Consider the following 15,020-nt stretch of genomic DNA (forward strand, 5'->3'; position numbering starts at 1 on the left):
CAGACGAGAATGCAAAGGACTATTGCGGGTTCAACGCAACCACGGTCCCGGATCGATCGGCCGTTCGTCGCGGCGCAATTCGAAATAGACATCGCCGTCCGGGCCGCTGCGCCCCAGGGTCTGGCCGTCCGAGACCCGGGCGTCCGGGCCCACATCGACACTTTCCAACCCGGCGATGACGGCGCGCCAGCCGGGCCCGAGGTCCAGCACCACGACATTGCCCCACCCCGTCAGCGGCCCGGCGTAGGCCACCTTGGCGTCGGCGGGCGCGGTGACGGCCGCGCGGTCGGCCCGCCAGCGCCAGCCGGAGGTTCCGGCGCCCCAGGTCTGACTGGGCGCGCCGGCGACGGGCGAACTGAGGCGACCGCGTCCGGCCGGAAGGCGAGCGGTCGGCGTCTCTTCGGCCTGAGGGATCGGGACCGCGCCGCCCAGCTCGCGGATGCGACGCTCCAGCACGGCCGCAGCGCGTTCGGCGGCGCGGGCCTCGGCGTTCAGGACGGCGGTCAGGGCGGTCTTGCGCGCCGTCAGCCCCTCGATCTCGCCGCGCCGGTCGCCCTGCTCGCTCTCGGTCGTCAGCAGTCGCTCCGAGGACAGGACGGCGAGCCGGCGGATGCGCATTATCTCGGCCTGACGGGCGGCCAGCACCTTGGCGCGGCCTTCCAGATCCGGCGTCATGGCCTTGAGCAGGATGGAGGCGCGCACCGTGTCGACGGCCTTGTCGGCGGGCACCAGCAAGGGCGGCGGCGGGCGGCGGCTCATCATCTGAAGCGCGCTGAGCAGACGGCCCTGGGCGCCGCGCTCACGCGCCAGATCCGTGACCAGTTCGGCCTCGCGTTCGGTCAGTTGCTGGAGCCGGGCGCGCTGATCGTCGATCTGACGGTCGCCGGTCTGTTCGGCGGCCCGCAGCGAAGCCAGGCGGCGTTCCAACTGGGCCAGTTCGGTCTTGGCGGCGTCGGCGTCGGCGCGCAGACGACGGGCGCGCACCGTCTCGTCGCGGTATTCGGCCTGGATGCGCGACAGTTCGCTCTCGGGCGCCTGCCTGCTCATCGCCGGGGCGGCGCAGACGAAACCCGTCAGCAGGGCCAGCGATAAGGGTATGGCGCGACGCATGTCAGTCGCGATGATAGGGCGATCCGGCCAGGATGGTCACGGCCCGATACAGCTGTTCGGCCAGCATGGCGCGCGCCAGGGCGTGGGGCCAGGTCTGGGGACCGAAGGCCAAGGTCGAAGACGCGGCCTGGCGCACGCTGGCGTCCAGGCCGTCCGCCCCGCCGATGGCGAAAACCAGACGGCGCTCGCCCTGATCCCTCAGTTTGGCGATGTGGTCGGCGAAGGCGCGCGAGGAATAGGTCTTGCCGCGCTCGTCGCAGGCGATCAGGTGCGCGCCCTCTGCGGCAGCCAAGATCAGCTCAGCCTCCGGCGCCTTGCCGGGTCTGCGGGCTTCCAGATCGATCAGTTCGAGGGGACCGAGGCCAAGCGCGCGTCCCGACAGGGTGGCGCGCTTGGCGTAGTCGTCGGCGAGCGTCGCTTCAGGCCCCCGGCCCGGTCGGCCGATGGCGACGATGCTCAGCTTCATGGTGTCAGTCGCGGACCATGCGGTGAGCGGAATCGACCGCCCAGATCTTTTCGATGTTGTAGAAGGTGCGCACTTCCGGACGGAACAGGTGCACGATCACATCGCCGGCGTCGATCAAAACCCAGTCGCAGTGCGGCAGGCCTTCGACCTTGGCCTTGCCCAGCCCCTGTTCCTTGAGCGTGCGCAGCAGGTGGTCGGCGATGGCGCCGACGTGACGGTGCGAACGACCGGACGCCACGATCATGGTGTCGGCCATGGCGCTTTTACCCTTCAGGTCGATCAGGACCATGTCCTGGGCCTTGTCCTCGTCGAGGCGGCTCAGCAGGGCTTCTTCCAGCGGCGTGGAGCCGACGGGGCGGGGAGCGGAATCGTCGAAGCCGCGCGGGGAGGCGTCGGACTCAAAGCCGTCTTCGGAATGGAGAGGTTCGATAGGGTCCATCTCGTGCGCCGTATTCGAGACGGCGGCGTCTTGCGTATCATACGCGGGCGAGGGGGTCAGCGGAGGGCTCCGGGAGCGTTGACTAAAGAAGCCCTCTAGCACGGATGGGCCGCAACGTGAACCGCCGCCCGAATCATCCGGCGATCACGAGGTCGCGCGCTCGCCTTTGCCGGCCCTGATCGCCGTGGACGACAGGGGGTTGAGCGGCGCCGTCAGATAGGTCCAGGCGGGCGCCTGAAGCGTCGGCAGAAGCCCCGCCTGCTGGGCCGGAATGCGGAAACCGGCGAAGCGGGCGGCGGCCGGCGCCGTGCGGCTGTCCAGCAGCGAACCCGGCCGGGCGATGACCGCCACCGGCATCAGCCGCATGATGTCGGTCCAGCCGCGCCAGCGGTGGAAGCTGGCCAGATTGTCCGACCCCATCAGCCAGACGAAATGCACGCCGGGATGCCGCGCGACCAGAAGGCGCAGGGTATCGACGGTCCAGGCGACCCCGGCCCGGCTCTCGAAATCCGAGACGATCATCGACGGACCGCGTGCGTGCTGACGCGCCGAGGCCATGCGGTCCTCCAGCGGCGCGCTGTGGCGGGCGTCCTTCAACGGGTTCTGCGGCGAGACCAGCCAGACGACCCGGTCGAGATCCAGACGTCGCATGGCGGTCTCGGCGACATGGGCGTGACCGTCGTGGGCGGGATTGAAGGAGCCGCCGAACAGGCCGACCTTCATGCCTGGAGCGAGGATCAAGCCGTCGCGCAGCGCCCCGGAGCGGGGGCCGGCGCCTTTGGGCGCGGGACCGGCGTGGAAGAAGGACAAGCGGCGTCTCGGGCGGCGGGCGTTATGCTCAGCGGCGCCCTTATAGCGCGCGCCCATGCTCCGCCTACAGAATTCGTTCTCAGACGGCGGCGTCGAACAGGGCGTCGCGCGCCACGTCGGCATGGGTCATGGGGAACAGGTGCCCGCCGCCGGACACGACCTCGACCGAGACATTGGGCAGCCCTCTGGGCTGGACCGGCACATGGGTCAGGGCGCCGTGTTCGGCTTTGAGGATGCGAACCGGTCCGGGATAGCGTTTCATGGCCCGCCACGGATCGTGCGCCTGGGCTGCGTAGTTGGCCGCCTCCCAGGCCGGCGCCGCGCTCAGGCTGAACCCGCCGTCGCCTTCGTTCAGGCCTTCGGAGAGATAGTCGGCCAGCACCATGTCGGGCCAACCTTTGAAGGCGCCGCGCCCGCGATAGGCGGCCATGGCCTGTTCGCGGCTGTCGAACTGGCTGCGACGACGCAGGGTGGCCTTGGCGATGGGGATCGCCTTCATCAGCTTGTGGGAGAAGGGCAGGTTGAAGGCGAAGACCGCCGAGCGTTTCCAGATCACCGGATCGAAGAGCACCAGGCTGGACACCCGATCCGGCCGGACGGCGGCCGCCAGAAGCGAGGCCGTGCCGCCCATCGAATGGCCGGCCATGACCACGGGCGGGCCGTCGATGGCTTCCAGCAGCGCCAGCAGGTCGTCGCGATGGTCCAGCCAGCTGGTCTTGGGGCGCGCGAAGGTCGGCAGCACAGACCGACCATGGCCGCGCAGATCCGGCGCCCAGATCCGCAAGGACGCCGACAGCGGCGACAACAGGCTGCGATAGGTGGCGGCGTTGAAACCGTTGGCGTGAGAGAAGATCAGATCGACCGGCCGGTTCGGATCGCCGAAATCCAGCACGGCCATCTCGCCGGCGCCCCAGCGATTGTCGATCGGCACGGACAGGCGACGCGGTGGGGACATCAACGCCGCATCCATGGTCATGCGACGTCGCGACAGGCGGCGCAGCGACCATGCGCCTCGATCGTCGTGCGAGCGATGGCGTAGCCGGCGGCCGAGGCGGCGGCGTTCATGGCGCTCTGATCCGGGCCGCTGACCTCGCGCGTCGCGCCGCAGCAGTCGCAGATCAAGAAGGCGGCCGCGTGGGCGGCCTCGCCGTCGTCGGTGCAGGCGACATAGGCGCTGATGGAGGCGATGCGGTGGACCATGCCCAGCCGTTCCAGAAACTCCAGCGCGCGATAGACAGTCGGCGGCTTGGCGGCCTGACCGTCTTCGCCGAAGCGGGCGATCAGGTCGTAGGCCTTCACCGGCTCGCCGCTTTCCAGCAGCAGGGCCAGGACGCGACGACGCTGGGCCGTCATACGCTCGCCCTGCTGAACCGCGCGCGCCTCGGCCGCCGCCAGGGCGCGGTCCAGCGCCCCGCCGTTCAGGCCGGAGTGGTCATGGTCGTGATCGCAGGCGGAACCCATACGCCACAGCTAATGGCTGGCGACCCCCACTGCAACCGACGCATCGCGGGTTTGCCGGTTGCGCGGCGTTGGGCTAGAAGGCGCGCCTCCGATCTTTAACCAGAGCGTCCTCGCTTCATGACCGACACGAACAATTCGCCGCTTGAAGGCAACGTCCTCTTCTACACGAACCCCGAACCGCTGGATCAGAGCGTCCACGGCGGCCTGGGCGTGAACCCGAGCGACAAGCCCTACGCCTTCGTGGCCCAGACCAATATCGTGCCGTTGACGGTCACCGAATTCTCGGCCGCCGCCCTGTCCTATCCGATCATCTTCACCGGCGAGAACCGCCAGCCGGTCGCCGTGATGGGCCTGAGCTCGAACGAGAACCTGTTCGTGGCGCCCGACGGCGAGTTCCGCGCCGACGCCTATGTGCCGGCCTATGTGCGCCGCTATCCGTTCGTCTTCGCGGACGACAAGCAGAACCAGCGCCTGATCCTGTGCATCGACCGCGGCGCCTCGATCGTCGCCGAGGGCGGCCAGAACCCGCTGTTCGTCGACGGCCAGCCCAGCGACTACACGAACATGGCGATGGAGTTCTGCAACAACTTCGAACAGGAGCGCCAGCGCACAGAGGGCTTCGTCGCCCTGGTCAAGGATCTGGACCTGCTGGACATCCGCGAAGCCCACTTCACGCCGCGCAATCCCGACGGCACGCCGGGTCAGCCGCAGAAGCTGGCCGAATACTATGCGGTGTCTGAAGACAAGCTGCGCGCCCTGCCCGCCGAGAAGCTGGTCGAGCTGCGCGACAACGGCGCCCTGGGCCAGATCTACGCCCACCTGGTGTCGCTGGTCGGTTGGGACCGCCTGATCGCCATGGCCGTGATGCGTCAGGCCCAGGCCCCGACCTCGGTCAACTAAGACCCGATCTGTCGAAGATCGATCAACGCCCCGCCGGTTCGCCGGCGGGGCGTTTTTCGTTTCAGCGGCGCGAAAACAGCGCCCGCGTCAGGCAGGAAAAGACCAGACGCCCAGCCTCGTCCAGCAGGTCATGCGAGGCGATGACAATGCCCTTGTCGTCGCCGACCGGATCCTTGCCCATCACCGTCATGCGACCCCGCAAGAGTTCGCCGGCCGGCGGATTGCGCATGTAACGCAGCCCATCGACGGCCAGGACCTTGGTCTGGGCCCAGCCGCCGGACTTGTCGGCCGCCAGTCGACTCCACAGCACATAGACCATGGCGTCCGGCGCGCCGTAGGCCACGTCCCAGCCCGGCGAGAACCGCTCGATGAAGACGTCCAGCGCCCCCTGATCGACCGCACAGGCGCCCAGCGGCACAACCTGCCCCACCTCCAGGTCTTCGAAATGGACGTGCAGCGGATCGCTCATGCGCAGACCTTGGGTTCAGGCGGGTTCTTCGGAAACGCGAACCAGCAGCTTGCCGTCGTGATCGCCGGTGAACAAGCGATTCAACGACTCCACCGCGCCTTCCAGCCCGTCGTCGACGTGAACCTTCCACTTCACCCGGCCGTCCGCCAGCCACGGGCCCATTTCCGCGACCATCTCGCGAGCGCGCGGGGCGTAGTCCAGAACCAGGAAGCCCTGGACGTGCAAGCGATGGGTGATGATGCGCGCGAAGTTCGGCGACGGCGGCGCCTTGGTCGCATTGTAGGAGGACACCAGGCCGCAGACCGCCATCCGGCCATGGACCTTCAGCCGGTTGAACACCGCGATCATGATGTCGCCGCCGACATTCTCGAAATTCAGATCGACGCCGTCGGGGGCCAGACGGTCCAGCGCCTCGCCGACATCCTCGTTCTTGTAATCGATGGCCGCGTCGAAGCCGAGTTCGTCGGTCAGCCAGGCGCACTTCTGCGGGCCGCCCGCGATGCCGATGACGCGGCAGCCGCGCTGTTTGGCGATCTGCCCCGCGATGGAGCCGACCGCGCCGGCGGCGGCCGAGATGACGATGGTCTCGCCTTCCTTGGCCTTCAACACATCGGTGACGCCGAAATAGGCGGTCAGGCCGGTCATGCCGAGCACCGACATATTCGCGGTCAGCGGCAAACCGGGCGCACGATGCACCGGACGCAGGCCGCTTTCCGGCACGACCGCATAGTCGGCCCAGCCGCCCGAGGTCGGCATGACGACATCGCCTGTTTTGAAGCGGCTGGATCGCGAGGCTTCGACCACGCCCAGCGTCAGGCCGCGCATGACCTCGCCCAGGCCGACCGGCGGCAGATAGCCCTCGGAATCATTCATCCAAGTGCGATTGGTCGGGTCCAGCGACAGATAGACCGTGCGGACCAGCACCTCGTTCTCCTTCAGATCAGGGATGGGCGTCTCGACCAGTTCCAGATCGCCGGGCTGGATCAGGCCCTTGGGGCGCTGGCGCAGCACCCATTGACGGTTCGTCTTCCCGCTTGTCGAAGCCATTGGCGTCTCTCCGTGCGTTTTCTTTGACCACCATCTTGGCCGCGACAGCGGCTTCGGTCGAGGTGTGCGCCAAGAAAAAAGCGACCCTTTCGGATCGCTTTGAAGTGGCATCATCGAGAATGAGGCGCGGAGGCGGCATGATCAGCTTTCGCAGATCAAGTCGGGGGGCGTCGCCGCCTCCACGGACCGATAACGGCGGCGCCCGAAGCCGGTTCCCGTTCTCGATCGCTTTTTTTGCGCTTTCGTACTTTGGCCCATCAATGCCGGCGCAAAACAAAGAAAAGGCCTCGCTCCCGAGGGACCGAGGCCGATCTTTTCGTCAGCGAAAGACCGCGTTTTAGGCGGCTTCCTTCTGGCGCGACGGGTGGAAGAACAGCGCCTGGCTGATCGCCGCCTTCACCGTTTCCGGCTGGAAGGGTTTGGTGATCAGGAAGGTCGGCTCGGGGCGCTCGCCGGTCAGCAGGCGCTCCGGGAAGGCGGTGATGAAGATCACCGGCACATCCATGGTCTTCAGGATATCCTTGACCGCATCGATGCCCGACGAACCGTCGGCCAGCTGGATGTCGGCCAGCACCAGACCCGGCTTGTGGCGGGCGACGGCGTCGATCGCCTCGTCGTGCGTCGTGGCGGTGCCGGTGACGCGGTGACCCAGTTCCGTGACCAGGCTCTGGATGTCGGCCGAAATGATGGCCTCATCCTCGATGACCAGAACATCGGTGGCCAGTTCGGCGTCAATGTCGGCCTGGGCGTCAGCGATCAGGCGTTCCACATCGCGCGGATCGGCAGACAGGATTTGTGCGGCTTCCGAAGGGGTGAAGCCTTCAAGCGCCGTCAGCAGGAAGGCCTGACGCGAGCGCGGTGCGATGCGCAGCAGACGCTGCGAGGCGTCGCTGCCCGTGGTTTCCAGCGTGCCGGTTTCCAGCTGCGCGCCGGTCGAGGACCAGATCGCGTGGAAGACATGATAAAGAGCGACGCGCGGCGTCATATCGGCCGACAGCTGCTGCTCGCCGGCGGCCAAGGCCTCCAGAGCGACGCGGACATAGTTGTCGCCGGTGGATTGATCGCCGGTCAGGGCGCGTGCGTAACGGCGCACATAAGGAAGGTGCGGCGCGAGTCTGGCCAGAAGGCTCATTCAGATAGTCCCCGACAAATCATAGCCCAATCCCGCGGGGGAAGGGCGCTGTAGGCGGATTAAACGTCGCATTCGCACCACGGTTCCGCCGCTGCGAACAAGCTTTAGCATTAAAAGCCGTTCATGCAGGAACCCTGCAGGTCTGATGACGTTTGAGACCGACATCTTCTCATGATGACAGTTGGGTGGGCTTGGCTCTGTCTATGATCGATTCTCCAGACTCCTCTCGTGCCAAAGGCGACCCAAAGGGGGAGGCAGGGCTTGAAGAAGCGCGTCTTCGCCAGCAGGCCATCGGCGTTAAGCTGCGGCATATGTTCGACGAGGTCGTGAACGAACCCGTGCCCGATGAGTTTCTCGACATTCTAAAACGCGCCGACGCCAAGGCTTCGGACGGCGCCGCATGAGCACCTCACGCCTGGGGGCCGCTCCCAAACCCGCCTCGGCCGACGACGAGGGCTTCAAGCGCGAACTGGTGTTGCTGATCCCGCATTTGCGCGCCTTCGCCCGGACCTTGACCGGCGACCCGACCGCGGCGGACGATCTCGCGCAGGACGCCATGATGAAGGCCTGGGACGCGCGCGCCAGCTATCAGATGGGCACGAACATGAAGGCCTGGACCTTCATGATCCTGCGCAATCAGTTCTATTCCGAAAAGCGCCGCTCGTGGCGCCAATCGCAGCTGGATCAGGAAGCGGCCGAACGGACACTGGTCGCCGTGGACGATCCCGAGGCGCCCGTGGCTTTGGACGAGCTGCGTCAAGCCCTGAAGACCCTGCCCGAAGAGCAGCGCGAGGCCTTGCTCCTGGTTGGCGCCGGCGGTTTCGCCTACGAAGAAGCGGCCGAAATCTGCGGCTGCGCCGTCGGCACGGTGAAGAGCCGCGTCAGCCGCGCACGCCGGGCCTTGCAAGCCACCCTGGAACGGGGCGGCTACGGACGCGACGGCAAGGCGGCAGGCGACGCCATGCGCTCGATTCTCGGCGAGGCCGACAGGCTGGCCGGCGCCCGGAGCTGATCTGCGGTGAATGAGACGACCAGGGAGACCTCACGGTCGCGGCTCGGTCGCACGTGGCGGACGGATCGCTTTCAGGGCATCCGCTTTCGTCTGGGCGCGGCCATGGCCATGGCCCTGCTGCCGATCTTCGTGCTCAGCCTGATCCAGACGCAGGCGGACTTCCAAAGACAGGCCGACGACCGGCAGGTGGATCTTCAACTGGCGGCCGAACGCAGCGCCTCCAGCGCAAAGGCGCAGCTGGACAGCGCGCAGGTGCTGTTGCGCGCGCTTAGCCCCGATGCGGTGGGTCCATATTGCGCACCGCGCCTGACGGCGCTGGTCGGACGACTGGAAGGTTATGAGGGTCTGTATCGCATCAGCCCGACGGGCGAGGCGGTCTGCGCCTCGGGCCGGGCGGACGGCGTGAGATCCGGCGTGGCGCCCGCCGCCCAGGCGACTTGGTTCCAGCGGCTGCGCAACGGCGAAGAGCTTGTCGTCATGCGCGCGCCCGACGGCGCCGGCTATGAAGGCGCGCTGATCGTGGCCACCCGCGCTGAGCGGCCGATGGGCCGGTTCGACGGCGCCATGGTCGCCGTGATCCCCTTCTCCGCCCTGCAACCCGATGTCACTGACGCCGCGCTGCCGTCGGGCGCACAAGCGGCATTGACCGACGGCGCCGGCCGCATTCTGACGGCCAGCGATCCCGACGTGTTCAAACTCTCGGCCGGCGACGACATCGCGGGCTGGGTCGATCGGGCGCGCGATCAGGGCTCTGCGGTATTCGAGGCCAAGGATGCGCAGAATCAGCGTCGCGACTATGCGGGCGCGGCCCTGGCCGGCGGCGACCTTTACGCCCTGCTGTCGGCCCCGGCGCCGGGGTGGTTGTCCTGGGCGCGACTCAATCCGATCGGCACCCTGTTGCTGCCTCTGGGCGCCTGGTTGACGGCGTTCGCGGCGGTGATGCTGCTGTCGGAGCGGATCTTCATCCGCTGGCTGGATTATCTGGAGCGGGTCGCGGCCATCTACGCCAAGGGCCGATTCTCGGTTCGTCCGCTGCAGGCGATGAACGCCCCGTCGGAAATCCGCACCATGGCGCGCACCCTGGATGAGATGGCCGAGGCCATCACCCTGCGCGACCGCGAACTGACGGACGCCTTGATGGAAAAAGACGCGCTGATGCGCGAGATCCATCACCGGGTGAAAAACAACCTTCAGATCATCTCCTCCCTGCTGTCGATGCAGCAGCGCGCCCTGACCGATGCGCCGGCCAAGGCGGCGCTGGGCGATACGCGCCAGCGCATCTCGGCCCTGGCCCTGATCTACCGCACCCTGTATCAGAGCAACGACATTCGCCACGCCGATGCGCGCGAGTTCCTGACCGAACTGGTGGGGCAGCTGGTGGCCAGCGAGGCGGGTCGCGGGCCGGTTGTCATCAGCTCGGTGCACGCCGATTCCCTTCACGTCGATCCCGACAAACTGGCGCCTTTGGCGCTGTGGCTGGTCGAGGCGGTCAGCAATGCGCAGAAACACGCCTTCGCCCACAGCGGCGGCGAGCTGAAGGTTCGCTTCCGCGTTCAGGGCGAGACATCGGTTCTGGAAGTCGAGGACAATGGCCCTGGCGCCCAGGCCGGCGCCGAGGTCGGGGTGGGCCGCACCCTGATGAGCGCCTTCGCCAAACAGTTGCGCGGCGAGACCGAGTTCGCCGCCCCGCCCGGCGGCGGCACCATCGCCCGCATGATCTTCGCCACCCCGGAAGCGCTCGCGCCCGTCGATCCGTCGGACAAGACGCCCGGAACCGCAGCGCTGGCGTCGCGTTGATGAGGCGAGACCGGCGGAGTTTCACCCCGGCCAACCTTGGAGCTTCCCCTATGCGCAAGATTTTCGTTCTGGTCGCCGCCGCCGCCGCCCTGACCACCGCCGCCTGCAACACCGTCGAAGGCGTGGGCCGTGACACCCAGGCCGCCGGCCAGGCCGTGACCGGCGCCGCCCAAGACGCCAAGAACTAATCGACAGCCGCAGCCCAGGCTGCAGCATTCTACCGGCAAGGCCCCGCATCGTCGGGGCCTTGTTCGTTTCAGGACCGCGACAGGAGCCATCCCGTGAACCACACCGCCCGCGACGCCGGCCTCAAACTCTTGCGCCAGCACGCCCTGATCGCCGGCAAGGCCATTCCGGCCAACGGCGGCGGCATCGCCGTCGATGATCCGGCGACAGGCGATGTGATCGGCCATGTCCCCGATCTGGGCGCCGCCGAAACCGAACAGGCCATCGCGGCGGCGAACGAGACGTTCAAGACCTGGTCGCGATCCGATCCGCACGTACGTGCGGCCTTCCTGCGCAAATGGGCGGCGCTGATCGACGACAATCTGGAGGGTCTGGGCGCCCTGATGGCGCTGGAAAACGGCAAGCCGTTCGAGGAGGCCAAGGGCGAGGTCACCTACGCCAACGGTTTCCTGAAGTGGTTCGCCGGCCAAGCCGAACGGTTGATCGGCGAGACCCAGGACAGTCCGCTGGGCCATCTGATCCTGACCTATCGCGAGGCGGTCGGGCCATGCGCGCTGATCACGCCCTGGAACTTCCCCGCCGCCATGCTGACGCGAAAGCTGGGGCCGGCCTTCGCGGCAGGCTGCACCGCCGTGGTCAAGCCGGCCAGCCAGACGCCCTTCACCGCCATCGCCCTGGCCGAACTGGCCTATGAAGCCGGCCTGCCGAAAGGCGCCCTGTCGATAGTCACCGGGGACGCCGCCACCATCGGCAAGGTGCTGACCGACAGTCCTGCGATCCGCAAATTGTCCTTCACAGGTTCGACCGGCGTGGGCCGCAAGCTGGCCGAGCAATGTGCCGGAACGCTGAAGCGTGTGTCGATGGAGTTGGGCGGCGCCGCCCCCCTGATCGTCTTCGCCGACGCCGATCTGGATCTGGCCGTCGCCGAGACCATCAAGGGCAAGTTCAGGAACTCGGGCCAGACCTGCGTTTGTCCGAACCGCGTCTATGTCGAGCGGTCGGTCGCCGAGACCTATGCCGAGAAACTGGCCGCCGAGGTGGCCAAGATCGTGGTCGGCCCCGCCTTCGACGACGGCGTGAAGGTCGGCCCGCTGATCGAGGACAAGGCCATCGACAAGGTCGAAAAGCATGTGGCGGCGATCAAGGCCGACGGCGGCCGGGTCCTGACCGGCGGGGCGCGCCACGATCTGGGCGGCCGCTTCTTCCAGCCGACCGTGACCCTGGGCGGCGACGACGCCCTGTTCCGCGAGGAAGAGACGTTCGGCCCCATGATCCCCGTCTTCGCCTTCGACACCGAGGAGGAGGCGCTGGAGAAGGCCAACGCCAGCGATTACGGCCTGGCCTCCTATCTGTTCACCCGCGATCTGGACCGCGCCATGCGGTTCAGCCGGCGGATCGAGGCCGGCATGTGCGGGGTCAACACCGGTCTGATCTCCACCGCCGTCGCGCCGTTCGGCGGGGTCAAGCAGTCGGGCTATGGCCGCGAAGGCTCGATCCACGGCATCGACGAATATGTGGACGTCAAGACGGTGACGCTGGCGCTCAAATAGCGCCCGGTCGCCGGGCAGACGAAGGGCGGCTTGCTCTGCAACCGAAGAGAGCTAAGGTGCAACCATGTTGAACGCACTTCTCGCCGCCATATTGGTCCAGACCGCTCCGGCTCCATCGTCGCCTCCCGTCGTCTGGGCCGAGCCCCCGAGGGTGGAAACGCCGCCCAAGGCGCTTGAAGCCGGGGCTTCGGGTTCGGTCGTGCTGCGATGCGTCTTCATGGAGAACGGCGCAGCCACGAACTGCGTCGTCGTTTCCGAAACCCCTGCGGGCATGGGCTTTGGTCGCGAAGCCATCCGCGGCGTCAGATCGGCGCGCGCTCAGCCAGGCCAGACCGGACCCCGCGAAGTCAGGCTGAACTTCTCCACGCGCTGATCCTTGAGGTCACGCCTGTAATTCGCCGCGCTTCTGCGGCATAAGCCCGCGATGAAGTTCCTCGACCAGGCCAAGATCTATATCCGCTCCGGCAACGGCGGCGCGGGCTCCGTGTCGTTTCGACGCGAGAAATTCATCCCGAACGGCGGGCCGGACGGCGGCGACGGCGGCAAGGGCGGAGATGTCTGGATCGAGGCGGTCGAGGGTCTGAACACGCTGATCGACTATCGCTATCAGCAGCATTTCAAGGCCCAGACCGGCCACCACGGCCAAGGGCGCCAGATGCACGGCGGCAAAGGCGAGGACGTGCATCTGAAGGTGCCCCTCGGCACCCAGGTGCTGGACGAGGACAAGGAAACGGTCCTGCTGGACATGGACACGCCCGGCAAGATGGAGCTGTTGCTGAAGGGCGGCAACGGCGGCTGGGGCAATGTACGCTTCAAAGGGCCGACCAATCAGGCGCCGACCTACGCCAACCCCGGCCAGGACGGGCAGGAACGCTGGATCTGGCTGCGGCTGAAACTGATCGCCGACATCGGTCTGGCGGGTCTTCCGAACGCTGGCAAATCGACCTTCCTGTCGGCCGCCAGCGCCGCCAAACCCAAGATCGCCGACTATCCGTTCACCACCCTGGCGCCGAACCTGGGGATGGTGGACCTGTCGCCGTCCGAACGGTTCGTCATCGCCGACATTCCTGGCCTGATCGAGGGCGCCAGCGAGGGCGCGGGACTGGGCACGCGGTTCCTGGGCCACGTCGAACGCTCGGCCAGCCTGATCCACCTGATCGACGGGACCCAGGACGACGTGGTCGAGGCCTACCGCATCATCCGGGGCGAGCTTGAAGCCTATGGCGAGGGTCTGGCGGACAAGGCCGAAATCCTGGCCCTGAACAAGATCGACGCCCTGACGCCCGAGGCGCGCGAGGAAAAGGCCGCCGAGCTGGAGGCCGTCGCCGGTCGCCGTCCCATGCTGGTGTCCGGCGTGTCGGGCGAGGGCGTGCCCGCCCTGCTGCGCGCCGCCTGGGCCGAGGTGAAGAAGACGCGCGGCGCCCTGGCCGGCGACAGCGAGGCGGACCAGATCAGCGGCTGGCAGCCCTGATCAGGCCTCCGCCGCAGGCTCCGGCTTGGGCTTGCGGCGGGCCGGCTTCGGCTTTTCGGCCTTCTCGCCCTCGTCCACATAGGGCTCGCCGTCGCCCGAAAGAAGGATCGCCATCCAGCGCGAGCCCTTGAACTCGGCCGGGATCGCCATGGCCATGACCGCCAGCGGCGTGGACAGGAACATGCCGACCACGCCCCACAGCTTGCCCCAGAAGGCCAGGGCCAGCAGCACCACGACCGGGTCGATGTTCTGGTTGTCGCCCTGCATGCGCGGCTGGATGAAGTTGCCGACGACGAACAGGATGACCTGCAACCCGACCAGCAGGATGGCCGCGGGCAAATAGCTTTCGAACTGGACCAGGGCGAACAGCGGCGGGGCCAGACCGGCGACCGCCCCGCCCAGCACGGGGATGAAGCCGACGATGAAGATGACGAAGGTCCAGAACTCGGCGTTCTGAAGCCCGACCGCCCGCATCAGGATCCAGGCGACGACGCAGATCATCGCGCCGGTCACCGACTGCACCCAGATATAGCCCTCGACCCCGCCGCGTACGCGCTGGAACACCGCGACCGCCTCGTCGCGCTGATCCTCGGACGGGAACATGGCGATGAGCTTGCGCCGAAAACCGACCTGGGAGGCCAGGAGGAAGCCGAGATAGACCAGGACGAAGAAGGCCCCCGAAACGATGCCCTGCGCCTGGAAGGCGATCGAGGTCAGCCAGCCGCGCACGTCGACGCCGTTGATCAGGTCCTGCGCCGTCGGCGGATTGGCCAGACGCACCAGCCCATAGGCGTCGCGAATGATCTGATCGATGCGAGGGCCGATGTTCTGGGACACGCCGGACGCCTCGCCGAAGAAGCCCGCCGCCCCGTTCACGATGATGGCGATGGAGGCGAAGAAGGCCAGCACCACCAGCGTCAGGGCCGCGATCCCGGCCATGCGGCTGTTCAACGGCGTGCGCGCCTCGACCGACCGCTTCACCCCATCGATCATGATTAAGAGGAAGATGGCCATCGCCAGCGGCGTCAGGATGTCCCGCAGCCAGTAGATCGCCGCACCAGCCGCGACCGTGGCGATGACGCCGAGGGCATTGCGAGCGGCGACCGAGGATGGCGTAGCGATGGGGTTTTTCATGATCGTGTTGTCGAACCGCCCGCCGTCGCCGTCAAT

General features: G+C 67.4%; 18 protein-coding genes. 8 read left to right on the plus strand and 10 right to left on the minus strand.

The window, feature by feature from the left end; all coding sequences use genetic code 11:
* Window positions 1-30: 30 nt before the first annotated feature.
* The 6 genes from LG306_RS01205 to LG306_RS01230 all read right to left on the minus strand — a co-directional run bounded on the left by LG306_RS01205 (window position 31) and on the right by LG306_RS01230 (window position 4,286).
* Window positions 31-1,110 (minus strand): murein hydrolase activator EnvC family protein, encoded by a 1,080-nt coding sequence (locus tag LG306_RS01205; RefSeq protein WP_404417373.1) that lies wholly within the window; start codon window positions 1,108-1,110, stop codon window positions 31-33.
* Window position 1,111: 1 nt separating this feature from the next.
* Entirely contained in the window at window positions 1,112-1,576 is a 465-nt protein-coding gene (rlmH, locus tag LG306_RS01210; RefSeq protein WP_295186099.1) for a 23S rRNA (pseudouridine(1915)-N(3))-methyltransferase RlmH, read from the minus strand.
* A 4-nt stretch (window positions 1,577-1,580) separates the two neighbouring features.
* Window positions 1,581-2,015, minus strand: coding sequence for a ribosome silencing factor (gene rsfS, locus LG306_RS01215; RefSeq protein WP_082064315.1), 435 nt, complete (start codon window positions 2,013-2,015; stop codon window positions 1,581-1,583).
* Window positions 2,016-2,159: 144 nt separating this feature from the next.
* On the minus strand, window positions 2,160-2,882 hold the full coding sequence (locus tag LG306_RS01220; RefSeq protein WP_404417377.1) for a nicotinate-nucleotide adenylyltransferase: 723 nt from the start codon (window positions 2,880-2,882) through the stop codon (window positions 2,160-2,162).
* A gap of 22 nt (window positions 2,883-2,904) precedes the next feature.
* Complete coding sequence (locus LG306_RS01225; protein WP_404419612.1) at window positions 2,905-3,795, minus strand: alpha/beta fold hydrolase; 891 nt, start codon at window positions 3,793-3,795, stop codon at window positions 2,905-2,907.
* Between the two features lie 2 nt (window positions 3,796-3,797).
* A complete protein-coding gene (locus tag LG306_RS01230) occupies window positions 3,798-4,286 on the minus strand; it encodes a Fur family transcriptional regulator (protein ID WP_017505514.1) in 489 nt (162 codons plus the stop codon).
* A gap of 117 nt (window positions 4,287-4,403) precedes the next feature.
* Here LG306_RS01230 and LG306_RS01235 point away from each other — a divergent pair, with 117 nt between their 5' ends.
* On the plus strand, window positions 4,404-5,186 hold the full coding sequence (locus LG306_RS01235) for a SapC family protein (RefSeq protein WP_045809526.1): 783 nt from the start codon (window positions 4,404-4,406) through the stop codon (window positions 5,184-5,186).
* 61 nt (window positions 5,187-5,247) lie between these two features.
* Here LG306_RS01235 and LG306_RS01240 read toward each other — a convergent pair whose 3' ends face one another.
* The 3 genes from LG306_RS01240 to LG306_RS01250 form a co-directional block, all read right to left on the minus strand.
* Window positions 5,248-5,655: an acyl dehydratase gene (locus LG306_RS01240; protein WP_017505512.1), complete on the minus strand. Its 408-nt coding sequence runs from the start codon at window positions 5,653-5,655 to the stop codon at window positions 5,248-5,250.
* 15 nt (window positions 5,656-5,670) lie between these two features.
* Window positions 5,671-6,702, minus strand: coding sequence for an NADP-dependent oxidoreductase (locus tag LG306_RS01245; protein WP_404417381.1), 1,032 nt, complete (start codon window positions 6,700-6,702; stop codon window positions 5,671-5,673).
* A 337-nt stretch (window positions 6,703-7,039) separates the two neighbouring features.
* A complete protein-coding gene (locus LG306_RS01250) occupies window positions 7,040-7,834 on the minus strand; it encodes a response regulator (protein ID WP_026108480.1) in 795 nt (264 codons plus the stop codon).
* 203 nt (window positions 7,835-8,037) lie between these two features.
* Between LG306_RS01250 and LG306_RS01255 the strand changes: the two genes are divergently transcribed.
* The 7 genes from LG306_RS01255 to obgE all read left to right on the plus strand — a co-directional run bounded on the left by LG306_RS01255 (window position 8,038) and on the right by obgE (window position 13,850).
* A complete protein-coding gene (locus LG306_RS01255) occupies window positions 8,038-8,238 on the plus strand; it encodes a NepR family anti-sigma factor (protein ID WP_066554012.1) in 201 nt (66 codons plus the stop codon).
* Complete coding sequence (locus LG306_RS01260) at window positions 8,235-8,846, plus strand: sigma-70 family RNA polymerase sigma factor (protein WP_404417385.1); 612 nt, start codon at window positions 8,235-8,237, stop codon at window positions 8,844-8,846. Before LG306_RS01255 ends, LG306_RS01260 begins: the two co-directional genes overlap by 4 nt.
* A gap of 102 nt (window positions 8,847-8,948) precedes the next feature.
* A complete protein-coding gene (locus LG306_RS01265) occupies window positions 8,949-10,643 on the plus strand; it encodes a sensor histidine kinase (RefSeq protein ID WP_404417388.1) in 1,695 nt (564 codons plus the stop codon).
* Window positions 10,644-10,693: 50 nt separating this feature from the next.
* The gene (locus LG306_RS01270; protein WP_017505506.1) at window positions 10,694-10,831 is read left to right on the plus strand and encodes an entericidin A/B family lipoprotein; all 138 of its coding nucleotides are present in this window, start codon (window positions 10,694-10,696) and stop codon (window positions 10,829-10,831) included.
* Window positions 10,832-10,924: 93 nt separating this feature from the next.
* Window positions 10,925-12,379 (plus strand): NAD-dependent succinate-semialdehyde dehydrogenase, encoded by a 1,455-nt coding sequence (locus LG306_RS01275; RefSeq protein WP_404417391.1) that lies wholly within the window; start codon window positions 10,925-10,927, stop codon window positions 12,377-12,379.
* A gap of 64 nt (window positions 12,380-12,443) precedes the next feature.
* Window positions 12,444-12,752 carry a TonB family protein gene (locus tag LG306_RS01280; RefSeq protein WP_404417394.1) on the plus strand — a complete coding sequence of 103 codons (309 nt, stop codon included), beginning with the start codon at window positions 12,444-12,446 and terminating at the stop codon, window positions 12,750-12,752.
* Between the two features lie 51 nt (window positions 12,753-12,803).
* A complete protein-coding gene (obgE, locus tag LG306_RS01285) occupies window positions 12,804-13,850 on the plus strand; it encodes a GTPase ObgE (RefSeq protein ID WP_404417397.1) in 1,047 nt (348 codons plus the stop codon).
* Here obgE and LG306_RS01290 read toward each other — a convergent pair whose 3' ends face one another.
* Window positions 13,851-14,984: an AI-2E family transporter gene (locus tag LG306_RS01290; RefSeq protein WP_404417400.1), complete on the minus strand. Its 1,134-nt coding sequence runs from the start codon at window positions 14,982-14,984 to the stop codon at window positions 13,851-13,853. It abuts the gene before it with no gap.
* Window positions 14,985-15,020 lie beyond the last annotated feature (36 nt).

The organism is Brevundimonas vesicularis, assembly GCF_044807075.1.
In the GTDB taxonomy this organism is placed as follows: Bacteria; Pseudomonadota; Alphaproteobacteria; order Caulobacterales; family Caulobacteraceae; genus Brevundimonas; species Brevundimonas vesicularis_G.

Excerpts from the sequence above, each read along its gene's own strand:
- obgE (WP_404417397.1), top strand. The coding sequence starts at position 12,804 with ATGAAGTTCCTCGACCAGGCCAAGATCTATATCCGCTCCGGCAACGGC.
- LG306_RS01240 (WP_017505512.1), bottom strand. The coding sequence starts at position 5,655 with ATGAGCGATCCGCTGCACGTCCATTTCGAAGACCTGGAGGTGGGGCAG.
- LG306_RS01250 (WP_026108480.1), bottom strand. The coding sequence starts at position 7,834 with ATGAGCCTTCTGGCCAGACTCGCGCCGCACCTTCCTTATGTGCGCCGT.
- LG306_RS01205 (WP_404417373.1), bottom strand. The coding sequence starts at position 1,110 with ATGCGTCGCGCCATACCCTTATCGCTGGCCCTGCTGACGGGTTTCGTC.
- LG306_RS01245 (WP_404417381.1), bottom strand. The coding sequence starts at position 6,702 with ATGGCTTCGACAAGCGGGAAGACGAACCGTCAATGGGTGCTGCGCCAG.
- LG306_RS01220 (WP_404417377.1), bottom strand. The coding sequence starts at position 2,882 with ATGGGCGCGCGCTATAAGGGCGCCGCTGAGCATAACGCCCGCCGCCCG.
- LG306_RS01225 (WP_404419612.1), bottom strand. The coding sequence starts at position 3,795 with ATGGATGCGGCGTTGATGTCCCCACCGCGTCGCCTGTCCGTGCCGATC.
- LG306_RS01290 (WP_404417400.1), bottom strand. The coding sequence starts at position 14,984 with ATGAAAAACCCCATCGCTACGCCATCCTCGGTCGCCGCTCGCAATGCC.
- LG306_RS01260 (WP_404417385.1), top strand. The coding sequence starts at position 8,235 with ATGAGCACCTCACGCCTGGGGGCCGCTCCCAAACCCGCCTCGGCCGAC.
- LG306_RS01265 (WP_404417388.1), top strand. The coding sequence starts at position 8,949 with ATGGCCATGGCCCTGCTGCCGATCTTCGTGCTCAGCCTGATCCAGACG.
- LG306_RS01280 (WP_404417394.1), top strand. The coding sequence starts at position 12,444 with ATGTTGAACGCACTTCTCGCCGCCATATTGGTCCAGACCGCTCCGGCT.
- LG306_RS01230 (WP_017505514.1), bottom strand. The coding sequence starts at position 4,286 with ATGGGTTCCGCCTGCGATCACGACCATGACCACTCCGGCCTGAACGGC.
- rlmH (WP_295186099.1), bottom strand. The coding sequence starts at position 1,576 with ATGAAGCTGAGCATCGTCGCCATCGGCCGACCGGGCCGGGGGCCTGAA.
- rsfS (WP_082064315.1), bottom strand. The coding sequence starts at position 2,015 with ATGGACCCTATCGAACCTCTCCATTCCGAAGACGGCTTTGAGTCCGAC.
- LG306_RS01235 (WP_045809526.1), top strand. The coding sequence starts at position 4,404 with ATGACCGACACGAACAATTCGCCGCTTGAAGGCAACGTCCTCTTCTAC.
- LG306_RS01255 (WP_066554012.1), top strand. The coding sequence starts at position 8,038 with ATGATCGATTCTCCAGACTCCTCTCGTGCCAAAGGCGACCCAAAGGGG.
- LG306_RS01270 (WP_017505506.1), top strand. The coding sequence starts at position 10,694 with ATGCGCAAGATTTTCGTTCTGGTCGCCGCCGCCGCCGCCCTGACCACC.